This is a genomic window from Acidiluteibacter sp., assembly GCF_055129545.1.
The window spans coordinates 1-12,258 of record NZ_JBSRUB010000005.1 but is presented as its reverse complement, the minus strand read 5'-3'; the positions used below and the strand labels follow the sequence as shown (position 1 = coordinate 12,258).

Below are 12,258 nucleotides of genomic sequence, written 5' to 3'. Positions count from 1 at the left end.
TATAATTATGCGATTGTGTCTAATATTTGTTGACTATGATCTTTTGTTTTTACTTTTTCTATAACGGATGAAATAATTCCTTCTTCATTAATCACAAATGTAGTACGGATAATTCCTTCGTATTCTTTTCCCATGAATTTTTTAGGTCCCCAAACTCCAAATTGATTGATTATTTCTTTGTTGGTATCCGCAATTAAATGAAAAGGCAACTCATACTTGGAAATGAATTTCTGATGTCTTATCCCATCATCGGCACTTACACCTATGATCTCAAAACCATTCTTAATCAATTCATCATAATTCTCTTTTAAATTACAAGCTTGATTCGTGCAACCTGGAGTCATGTCTTTTGGATAAAAATACATCACTAATTTTTTACCTTTAAAGTCAGACCATTTAATCGACTTTCCATTTTCATCTTTCCCTTCAAATTCAGGAACTTTACTACCTACTTTTAATTTGCTCATATATTCATCATTATTTTGACGATTATTTCGTCATTTTGAACTAAAGTAAAATACTTTTTAATTTTAAATCTCCAAAGTTTTATTGATTTTTTTTCAATTTTATTTACCAAACATTAATCCGTTATACCGATTGCGTTATCAAATGTCGTATCCATCGTTCCTCGTCTACTCGTTTGCTAACAGCTCGGCATTCCCAATTTACACCTTTTAACAATTAAGCTTTTAACCATTTATCTTATATACCTAGCATGACAATTAAAAGGTTAATTGGTGTTACTTTTGTTTTTTATCTCTCAACCATGACTAAACAAGAAAAAGTAACCTTTGTATTAGAGAAGCTAGAAGAATTATATCCGACTGTTCCAATTCCATTAGATCACCACAACTCCTACACCTTATTAGTAGCCGTATTATTGTCTGCGCAATGCACCGATGTTCGGGTGAATCAAGTTACACCTCATTTATGGCAATTGGCAGATAATCCTTATGACATGGCAAAACAAAACGTAGAAGATATTAAAGCTATCATTCGACCTTGTGGCCTTTCCCCGCAAAAATCAAAAGCCATTTCGGTACTTTCTCAAATGATCATCGACAATCACAATGGTGAAGTTCCAGATTCATTTGAAGAATTAGAAAAATTACCTGGAGTAGGACATAAAACAGCTTCAGTAGTGATGTCACAGGCTTTTGGTGTTCCTGCTTTTCCTGTAGATACGCACATTCACCGTTTAATGTATCGATGGAATTTAACCAACGGAAAAAACGTCGTTCAGACTGAAAAAGATGCGAAGCGTTTATTTCCTAAGGAATTATGGAACAAACTACACCTTCAAATCATCTTTTTTGGACGAGAATATTGTCCAGCTAGAGGGCACAAAATAGAGACCTGCCCGATTTGTTCGGTAGTTGGAAGAAAAAGTTTAGCGCATTAAAAAAGGAGAAACTTTCGCTTCTCCTCTTTTTCTTTTTAACTAATTATTCAAATTTTCTATCCAACCAAAGGATTTCGATTTTTTTACCTCAAGTGCTCTTGAGAACGATAAAATTGTTCTTATCGATTGTTGAGTGGGTTGTTTCTGTATCATTTTTTCTTTTGAAGTTTCAGCGTAATGCTCTAAACTTCTATTTTCTTCACTCAAATATGCATTTAAATCAAAAGTAGTATTGTTACCCATTCGCTTTGTTTTTTATGTTTATTTCTATCAAAACGCCAAACAATTCGAATTATTGCCAACTACCTTTTAATTTGTCAAAATAATGTTGTTTTCTTTAATCAGCTTACGCAAATTAATTAAAGCATATCTCATACGCCCCAATGCTGTATTGATGCTTACGCCAGTTTTATCGGCTATTTCTTTAAAACTCATGTCAAAATACATCCGCATCATTAACACTTCTTTTTGATCATCCGGTAAATGTTTTATCAATGCTTTCACATCAGACATCATTTGAGATTTCTCCATCCCATCAGATACATTTCCTTCATTGGAAGGGATCACTTCAAAAATATCAAAATCATCACCTCCACTCGTGGTTGGCATTTTTTTCAATCGTCTGAAATGATCGATAATTAGATTGTGAGCTATTCTACTCACCCAAGGCAAGAATTTGCCTTCTTCATTGTATTTTCCACGTTTCAATGTGCGAACAACTTTTATAAAAGTGTCCTGAAAAATATCATTGGCGATATCTTCGTCTTTAACAGTATATAAAATGTAAGAAAATACTTTTGATTGATGTCTTTTCAGTAAAGCTTCAAATGCTGCTTCACTCCCACCTAAATACTGCCTTATTAAATCTCTATCAGTTGCTTTAATTAGATTCATAAATTTAACTTTTTCAATTGGTTAGTACAGAAAGAATTGATTAAAAAAGTAAAATTTATACGATAGGCTATTTTGGTTTAAATGGTGTTTTGGTTGAACTTATAACGACAGGAATTATGCATTATTGTGTACAATGCAAAATTTCTTCGTTCTCAAAGTTAACAAAAGAAAAGTAATTTTGTTATTCTACAAATTTAAGAAATACATGTCTTCCCAAAAATTTGATCAATTAGACCCTCGAAAATTCATTTTAATCAAGGGTGCTAGAATGCATAATTTAAAAAATATTGATGTTGCCATCCCTAGAAATAAGCTAGTTGTAATCACCGGACTGTCTGGTTCTGGAAAGTCGTCTTTGGCATTTGACACTTTATATGCAGAAGGACAAAGAAGGTATGTAGAAAGCCTTTCGTCATACGCCCGACAATTTTTAGGCAAGGTAAATAAGCCGGATGTAGATTATATCAAGGGAGTTGCCCCTGCTATTGCCATCGAGCAAAAAGTAAATAGCACCAATGCGAGATCAACAGTAGGAACGGTGACCGAAATTTATGATTACCTAAAATTGCTCTATGCAAGAATTGGTAGAACCTACTCCCCCATTTCTGGAGATGAAGTAAAAAAGAATACCGTAAAAGATGTAACCGATTTGTTCGAGACATTGGAAGATGGCACAAAAGGACTCATCATCACGCCTTTATTGGTAAAAATGGGTCGAACACAAAAGGAACAAATTGATTTATTAATGCAACAAGGTTATAGCCGACTATTTATAGATGACACCATCATTAAAATAGAGGACTTAGATGAAAAGAGCATTTCAAAAAAATCAACTCTTTATTTGATTATCGATCGATTCATTACTAAAAAAGATGAAGAGACCATAAGCCGAATTGCCGACTCTACTGAAACTGCTTTTTTTGAAGGTAATGGAGATGCTTTAGTAGCGGTTCAAAAAGCTGATAAAACTTACGATTTACACAATTTCTCCAATCGTTTTGAAGCAGATGGAATGGAATTCACAGAACCAAATGTGCATTTCTTTAGTTTTAACAATCCGATAGGAGCATGTCCAAAGTGCGATGGATACGGAAAAGTAATTGGCGTAGACGAACATTTAGTGATCCCAAACCCGGCCTTATCTGTTTATGAAAACGCCATTGCACCTTGGGTAGGAGAAAAAATGTCAGAATGGAAAGATCAATTGATCTACAACGCTGAAAAGTTTGACTTTCCAATTCACAAACCAATAGACGAATTAACTCCTGCACAATATAAATTACTATGGAGAGGAAATCAGCATTTCAATGGATTGGATACCTTTTTTGAATACTTAGAAAAGAAAACATACAAGATTCAATATCGGGTGATGTTAGCCCGATACCGGGGAAAAACTACTTGCCCTGCTTGTGAAGGCAAAAGGCTGAAAGAGGCCACCGATTATGTTAAAATTGATGGCCATTCATTGAGTGATTTGGTGGTTATGCCGGTAGATGAACTTCATCCTTTGTTCACTGACTTAACATTGAATACCTATGACGCCACTGTCGCAAAACGTTTATTGATTGAAATCAAAAATCGTTTAAAATACCTCAATGATGTAGGTGTAGGTTATTTAACATTAAATCGAAATTCTTCAACCCTTTCAGGTGGAGAATCTCAACGAATTAACTTAGCAACTTCATTAGGAAGTAGCCTCGTTGGCTCCATGTATATTTTGGACGAACCTAGCATCGGTTTGCACCCAAAAGATACAGAAAGACTTATTGTCATTTTAAAGTCGCTAAGAGACCTTGGAAATACGGTAATTGTGGTAGAGCACGATGAGGAGATTATTTTAGCTGCCGATGAAGTCATCGACTTGGGTCCTTTAGCAGGATCTCATGGCGGAGAACTCATTTTTCAAGGAAACCAAAAGGAGTTGTTGGCTGATAGTAAAAGTTTAACAGCTAGATACATTAATGGAAAGGAAGAAATTGCAACCCCAGATAAAACCAGAAAATGGAAAGAGTCCATTACCCTTAAGAAAGTTAAGCATCACAATTTAAAAGGATTTGATGTAAAGATTCCTTTGGAATGCATGGTAGTAGTTACAGGGGTGAGTGGGTCAGGAAAATCTACTTTAATAAAGTCGATCTTCTACCCTGCATTAAAAAAGCTGAAGGGTGGAATTGCCGATAAAACAGGAGATTTCTCAGGTATTGAAGGAAATGTTAATCTATTCAATCAGATTGAATTTATAGATCAAAACCCGATTGGAAAATCTTCTAGAAGTAATCCGGTAACTTATGTCAAAGCATATGATGAGATTAGGGCTTTGTATGCTGGATTACCATTGTCTAAGAAAAGAGGTTATAAAGCCGGTCACTTTTCATTTAATATTGATGGCGGTCGCTGTGATGTATGTCAAGGAGAAGGTGAAGTGACCATTGAAATGCAATTTATGGCTGATATCCATTTAGTATGTGAAGAATGCAATGGAAAACGATTTAAAGACGAAGTGCTTGAAGTTCAATACAACAATAAAAGCATTTCTGATATTCTAGAAATGACGATAGAAGATGCCATTGAATTCTTTCAAATTGACGAGAAAAATCGAACAATAAAGAAGATCGTGGATAAACTGTCTCCTCTATATGATGTGGGATTAGGATATGTAAAATTGGGTCAATCTTCAGCAACTTTGAGCGGTGGAGAAGCACAACGCATCAAATTGGCTTTTTACTTAGCCAAAGGAGAAAGCAAGAATAAAACAGTTTTTTTATTTGACGAACCTACTACAGGTTTACACTTTCATGATATCAACAAATTATTATATGCGTTTAATGCATTAATTGAACAAGGTCATTCTCTTATTATAATAGAACACAATCCTGATGTCATTAAATGCGCGGATTGGGTCATTGATCTTGGGCCAGAAGGCGGAAAAAATGGTGGCAACCTTTTGTTTGAAGGGACTCCGAAGGATCTAGCTAAATGCAAAAAGTCAATTACAGGTCAATACATAAAGCCATAAATTTTCATGCTTTAGCTTTTTGATTTAATCATCAAAGTAAATAAACGATCAAAAAAAAGCCCTCAAGATTAAATCTTGAGGGCTTTTGATTGTTATAGTTGAATGAACTTTCTTAGTTCACCACTAACTTCTTAGTTACTGTAGAAGATCCGTTTACTAATCTTACAAAGTAAACTCCTTTCTCAAACTGAGACGTGTTTACCTTTTTAGTAGAATTGCTATTGTTCACAGTAATTACTTCATTCACTACTTTCTGACCTTTCACGTCTTCTATAGTTAAGTTGTAATTTCCTGTTTCTACGTTGTTGAAAGAGATTGTTACATTGTCTTTTGTCGGGTTTGGATACAACCCAAAGCTTGATGCATTCAGACTGTTACTTCCAATTCCTGTAGACAAAATAGACCTTAATTCAAAGTCATCCAATGCAAATCCGTCATTTTCATTCGTTCCATTTGATTTGAATACAAATCTAAACTTCACTTGTGAATTTCCACCAATTCCAACTAAGGTATTCAATACCGGAATATAGTTCCCTGCTCCTGCATTGGAGAATCCATCCCAAGCATTGGCAGTAGCGTTGTTGTAGAAATTAACTGCTAATAAAGGATCAGGCATCACTTTCGTCCAAGTCACTCCATTGTTCATGGTCATTTCCATCCATACTTGATCTGAATCTGATTGTGTTTTAAACAAAGCGTTAAAGCTAATGTCAAAAGGATCAGTTGCAGCAAAGTATGTCAAATCAAAACATGGTGTTTCAATGTAAGACAATTCATTTGCATTGTGATTTGCTGCCGCTGATGTCACATAAGCTTTAGTTCCATTAGCTGCCTGATTGATGTAGAACGTACTTGGTGTTCCTATTTCCCAAGAATTATTGGTTCCATAAGTTACCCAATTGTTCGTAGCACCTTCAAAGCCGTTGAAGTAATCTGGAAAGTTTTGATTCAACGCTTGTGCAAAGCCGCTATTAACGGTTTCAGTCACTTTATCATTCAATACATCCCCATCACCTGGAACGGACACTGTTGCTTCTAACGTATAACTCCCGACAGTTTGTAAATTCACTGTTGATGTAAAGGTATAGTTTAAACTAGTACCTGGGATAATAGTCGCAGTTACTGTTTCTACTACCGGTGTTCCACCATTCAACACATAAGATACTGGGAAGTTAGATATCGCGGATAAACCAACGTTACTGATCTTAACCGTTACATTAGATGCTGCTGACAAACCACAGTTTGAAACTGGAGAGATAATTGAATCCATTCGAGCATTCACTCCAACAGTATCATACACTCTAAAGTCATCAATAGCAACATCTCCTTCATATGAAGCTCCTTTTACGGTCCAAAACCTGAAAGTAGTGATACCCAAACCTTGGTAGGCGCTTAAATCCAAACTACTTAATCTAAAAGTATCCGCATTGGCTGTTTGCTGCTGACCTACAATGGTATCCACATTCACCCATTTTCCTGCGGAATCAATTTGCAACCCTAATGCTACAATATCCGACCCATACATGTGGTACCAATAGTCAACTCTTGTTGAGCTATTTGCTCCATTTACAGGAGTCACATTAATACAGGTAGATTCCAAATAAATAGTATCTCCTATAGTTCCTGAAGATGCTTCAGAATAAATGTAAGTTCCACTACCTGTATGATCACCTGTTGGTCCTGTTCCCGATGATCCTGTAGTACTCGTTTCTGCTCTCCATTCATAAGCTCCTGCATTGGTTGCAGTCCAATTTATTGGTGAGAAATCAGTCGCTCCATCCGTCAATAAATCAAACGTTTCTATACTCGGATTAACGCTTGACAATGTATTCACAACAGTATTAATCAAGGTATCATTAGTCTGAATATTATCTCCCGGTAAGTTAACAAATGCTTTAATCGTATGCGGTCCTGCCGCTGATAAATTAGCTGTTGGGGTAAACGTATACGTTTGTGTTGCAGCGGAAGCTAATGGACCTGCTATATTAGCAGTTACAAAAGCTCCTCCATTTACAGAAAATCCTACTGTAAAGTTAGAGGCTGCATTCTGTCCTGAATTCAAAATGTCTATTGTCACCGTTTCTGAAGCTGTTAAGTCACAAGCAGAAATTGGAGACTGAATTGCTGTTAAACCCAATTCCAATAAGGGTGGCGAGAATTCGTCTGCTCCCATATCAACGCTTGGCGCTCCTGCTGCCGGACGAACATCTCCATCGATATCTGTCAATATCCCTACTGTATTGTCTCCTGTATTACTCACCACTCCACTGATTACATGTAAATCTGTAGGGAAGTTTACAAATTGAGGAGCTCCCTCAAAAGAGTTTGCATTCAAACTTGCATTAGCAGAAACATATGCCGCTAAGTTAGCATACGTAGCACTATTCATTGATAATAGCGAATTTCCTGAGGTATAATAGGCATTGTAATCCATTTGACTCAAAAATACATCAGGTATATTGGTTCTCATTGCAAAGGACCCTCCTGAATACAAAATATTATTTCGCATGTCATAGTTTGCTATTGCAACAGTTGTACTTGAATATATCTGCACTGCAGGTATTGTTGCACTGTTAGTCACAATTGTATTGTGATAGATATTGGTACTATCTATATAATACATGTACATCCCGTAATCATTAGCTGAATAAATCATGTTGTTGATGATTTCATTCTTTCTCGTTTGTGGAAAGTAATGACTAAAATCATAGAAGTATACACCATAATCTAAGACTGAAATCTTATTCTCATTAAACTTAAAGTTTGGAGTATAATAAACATAAGCGCCATCGGCATTTGTATTTCCTCTGGTAATCATATCTACTTCATTACCGATAAACTCTACTGAATCGTTGTAATAAAAATAAGCTCCATAATCGTATTGGTCTCTAAATTCATTGTTCATCACTACTGTTCCTACTACAGGGGTAGCTGTTGAACCATAAGCTCTAATCCCATAATATCCACCAACAACTACATTGTTCGAAAATGTGTTGTAATTGGCGATCGCTCCTGTTGAGTGACTTGAGGGAGCTCCCGAAACTGAAATGGCATAGATTCCACTTAAAGTTGTTGTCGCATCTACATTAATGATACAATTAGAAACTGTATTGTGGTTTGCATTTGCAACAATTACTCCTGAACCTGCTGTTCCAACATATTCTAAAGTCATATTCTTTACAGTAACATAATCCACACCTGACAATGTCAAAGCGGCAAAATCAGTTCCCGTAGCCGAAATGATTGTCGTAGAAGAATCGCCTCCATCAATGGTCAACGTGTTGGTAGAGCTAATTCCTAAAATATTTGACAATTCTAATGCATTGGTATAAGTACCAGCTGCAACATTTACCGTAGTTGGACCACATAATCCATAGTTAGACAGTTGTTGTGACAATAATGAGAAGGAGGTAAAGTTAGCTGCACTTGGAGCCAAATTCGGATCTAATGTATAGGTTCCTGCTAATCCTGTTCGTAGTCCTGGCATTTTTAATGTATCATCAACAGGTATCGGATCCACCACACCATTTGGTTCTTTGGTATAAAACTTAATGTCATAGATAGAAGTAGAGTTAAAAGTAACCGGACTTAAACTTACAGATGCTGTATCTCCAGGTTGAATAGCTGTATTGTATAAAACAGAATCTAATACTCCATTAATTTCCCACATCACTTTTACATTGTTTAGCACGTTTGATCCGAAGTTTTTCACTCCTAGAACAGGTGTAGTTGTTCCTGCGCACAAGGCTCCCGATGGGCTTTGAACTTCAACTACCCCTGCATTTAAAGGGGCAACAATACTTAAACGAATATCATCTAAGGACATGTCACTTTCATAACTACTTCCTCTAATACCTGCAAAACGCAACACAATAGATTTCCCTTGGTAACCCACTAAATTTAAACTTGCCAACCTCCAAGCATCACTTCCTGCGGTTTGCTGTTGACCTGAGAATGAAATTAACAAATCAGAAACCCCATTGGTATCCACATATAGTTTTAAGTCACCCATATTTACTCCATACATGTGATAATAAAACTCCAACAATACATTATTATAAGCAGAGTCGATGTAAATTGGAGGGCTCACCATATCTGATGAATCACCCAATGAACCTCCTGAAGTTTCTAAAAACAAATACATACCACCAACCGTTGATGGGGTTGTATTGTCATAAAAAGGTCCAGTTGATAAGGAATTCTCATTGGATCCTGTCGCGTCTTCTGATTCCCATCTTGGGACTGTAGAACCATTGGTTGATGACCATCCTCTTGGCCATGGGTTATTGATTGTTCCTGCTGTAAACAACTCAAAGTCCTCAAAGTAAGGAAGCCCATATGCGGTATTAAAGGTTAATGGTCCTACCCAAGCTGACACATCACCAGATCCACAATTGGATCGAACATATACATCGTAAGTTGTACTGGCTGACAAATTTGGAATAGTAAATGTTGGAGTACTCGCAGAGCCAAGTGTTCCTGTTGTCTGTGTAAAACCAACGGAACCAAACTCATATTCGATTGTACCGGCTCCTCCTACTGCATCAAATGTTGCTGAATTCAAGGTTGCACTTAAAAATACTAACGAGGTTGGTGCAGTTGCTGTTACAACATTAACAAAAGAAGTATCGTTTATATTTACAGTATCAGCAATACCATTAGGCATCGATGTGTAAACTTTTACAGTATTATTACCTGCAACAAAATTAGCAGAGCCAACAAGAACTCTTGCTGAATTCGGATTAACTCCATTGATGGTGTCTAATAGTTGAGTGTAGGCTAAAGGAGTTTGTGCTACTCCATTCACTTCCCAATTTACAGTTAATGAATTAATCTGGTTGGTTCCTCCATTTGCTATAGTTGCATAAACAGATTGAGCTCCAGCACAAAAAACTTTAGGAGAATCAACTGACAATACTGCTGCATCATTATCACCAGTTACAGAAGGATACTCTAATTTTAAGTAAGCACATGAACCTGTTGCACATAATGTAGTGCTAACATTAGGTAATGCAGTCACATCGATATCGATTGTTGGACCGCCAATCCACCCAATCAGTGTATTAAGTGGAATTGTAAAAGTTGCGGAATCATATGTTGTTAAACATTGACCAGATGATGCAGGCGTATTTCCAATTAACACATTATTTGGATCATACAATTCCATAATTTCCCCGCCAGGTATACCACCGTCGAGGTCACCTTTAAAATAAATGGTCAATTGACCATCATTTGCAGGTGTTTGAGGGTTAGTCAAACTAAAATTAAGGGTCGATGCACCAGTAGCTATACATTGAGGGGCAGTCGTTTCACTATAACCTTGTGCATTTACATTAAATGAAAAAATTACGAGGAATAGCGATAAAAAGCCAATACCTCTCATTTTGAACAACTCGTAAAGGGAGCGATCAACAATCTGATTTAAAGAATTCATAGTATTTTTTTTGGTTAAAACATTATTCAGTTCGTTAAATTAACCATAAAAACTCAGAACTTCAATACAAAAATAAGTATAAACACTTACCTAAATTTTGACATTTATAATACCAAAGCTTATATTTTACTAGTAAACAGCTTATTATTCGAGCAAAAAGAAATACAATTTTTTCAAAAGATTTTTAGTCATAACAAAAAGCCCCCAAGATTAAAATCTTGGGGGCTTTTGACTGTTATAGTTGAATGTACTTTCTTAGTTCACTACTAACTTCTTAGTTACGATTGTAGAACCGTTTACTAATCTTACAAAGTAAACGCCTTTCTCAAACTGAGAAGTATTCACCTTCTTAGTAGAATTGCTGCTGTTCACAGTGATCACTTCATTCACTACTTTCTGACCTTTTACGTCTTCAATAGTCAAGTTGTAATTTCCTGTTTCAACATTCTTGAACGAGATCGTTACATGTTCTCTTGTTGGGTTTGGATATAAACCAAAGCTTGCAGTCTCTGCAGTTTGATTCTCCAATCCAATTATCGTAGAGATTTTAAAGTCATCCAATGCAAATCCATCATTTTCATTTGTTCCATTTGATTTGAATACAAACCTAAACTTCACTTGTGAATTTCCACCAATACCGGTTAATGTGTTCAACACCGGAATGTAGTTTCCTGCTCCTGCGTTGGAGAATCCATCCCAAGCATTGGCAGTGGTATTGTTGTAGAAATTAATTGCCAATACTGGATCAGGCATCACCTTCGTCCAAGTCGCTCCATTGTTCATGGTCATTTCCATCCATACTTGGTCTGAATCAGACTGAGTTTTGAACAATGCTTGGAAGCTAATGTCGAAAGGATCTGTTGCAGCAAAGAAGGTTAAATCAAAACATGGTGTTTCGATATAAGACAATTCATTTGCATTATGATTTGCTGCCGCTGATGTTACATAAGCTTTAGTTCCAGTTGCTGCCTTGTTGATGTAGAACGTACTTGGCGTTCCTATTTCCCAAGAATTATTGGTTCCATAAGTTACCCAATTGTTTGTCGCTCCTTCAAAGCCGTTGAAGTAACTAGGGAAGTTTAGATTCAATGCTTGAGCAAATCCACTGTTTACAGTTTCAGTCACTTTATCATTCAATGTATTTCCATCACCAGGAACAGATACTGTTGCTTCTAACGTATAACTTCCGACAGTTTGTAAATTAACTGTGGATGTAAAGGTATAGTTCAAACTAGTACCTGGGATAATAGTCGCAGTTACTGTTTCTACTACCGGTGTTCCACCATTCAACACATAAGATACCGGGAAGTTAGATACCGCTGATAATCCAACGTTACTAATCTTAACCGTTACATTTGAGGTAGCTGATAAACCACAATTTGATGTTGGAGAGATAATTGAATCCATTTGTGCATTCACACCAACGGTATCGTATACTCTAAAGTCATCAATAGCAACATCTCCATTAAAAGAAGCTCCTTTTATGGTCCAGAATCTGAATGAAGTGACACC

Annotated in this window: 7 protein-coding genes; 2 read left to right on the top strand and 5 right to left on the bottom strand. The window is 36.3% G+C overall.

The annotated features are described in order from the left end of the window. Positions 1 to 5: 5 nt before the first annotated feature. Complete coding sequence (gene bcp, locus ACTB0X_RS01760; protein WP_463023259.1) at positions 6 to 467, bottom strand: thioredoxin-dependent thiol peroxidase; 462 nt, start codon at positions 465 to 467, stop codon at positions 6 to 8. A 299-nt stretch (positions 468 to 766) separates the two neighbouring features. Here bcp and nth point away from each other — a divergent pair, with 299 nt between their 5' ends. Next, positions 767 to 1,402, top strand: a complete 636-nt coding sequence (gene nth / locus ACTB0X_RS01755) for an endonuclease III (protein WP_463023258.1) — start codon at positions 767 to 769, stop codon at positions 1,400 to 1,402. A gap of 39 nt (positions 1,403 to 1,441) precedes the next feature. On the opposite strand, the gene ACTB0X_RS01750 is transcribed toward nth, so the two are convergent. Together ACTB0X_RS01750 and ACTB0X_RS01745 are read right to left on the bottom strand one after the other, a co-directional pair. After that, the gene (locus ACTB0X_RS01750) at positions 1,442 to 1,645 is read right to left on the bottom strand and encodes a hypothetical protein (protein WP_463023257.1); all 204 of its coding nucleotides are present in this window, start codon (positions 1,643 to 1,645) and stop codon (positions 1,442 to 1,444) included. A 66-nt stretch (positions 1,646 to 1,711) separates the two neighbouring features. Then, positions 1,712 to 2,296, bottom strand: coding sequence for an RNA polymerase sigma factor (locus tag ACTB0X_RS01745; RefSeq protein ID WP_463023256.1), 585 nt, complete (start codon positions 2,294 to 2,296; stop codon positions 1,712 to 1,714). A 205-nt stretch (positions 2,297 to 2,501) separates the two neighbouring features. Between ACTB0X_RS01745 and uvrA the strand changes: the two genes are divergently transcribed. Further along, positions 2,502 to 5,312, top strand: a complete 2,811-nt coding sequence (uvrA, locus tag ACTB0X_RS01740) for an excinuclease ABC subunit UvrA (RefSeq protein WP_463023255.1) — start codon at positions 2,502 to 2,504, stop codon at positions 5,310 to 5,312. Positions 5,313 to 5,424: 112 nt separating this feature from the next. Here the strand turns inward: uvrA and ACTB0X_RS01735 are convergent, their stop codons facing one another. Continuing rightward, positions 5,425 to 10,746: a T9SS type A sorting domain-containing protein gene (locus ACTB0X_RS01735; protein WP_463023254.1), complete on the bottom strand. Its 5,322-nt coding sequence runs from the start codon at positions 10,744 to 10,746 to the stop codon at positions 5,425 to 5,427. A gap of 255 nt (positions 10,747 to 11,001) precedes the next feature. Continuing rightward, positions 11,002 to 12,258: T9SS type A sorting domain-containing protein (locus ACTB0X_RS01730; RefSeq protein ID WP_463023253.1), on the bottom strand; the 1,257-nt coding region annotated here is incomplete at its 5' end.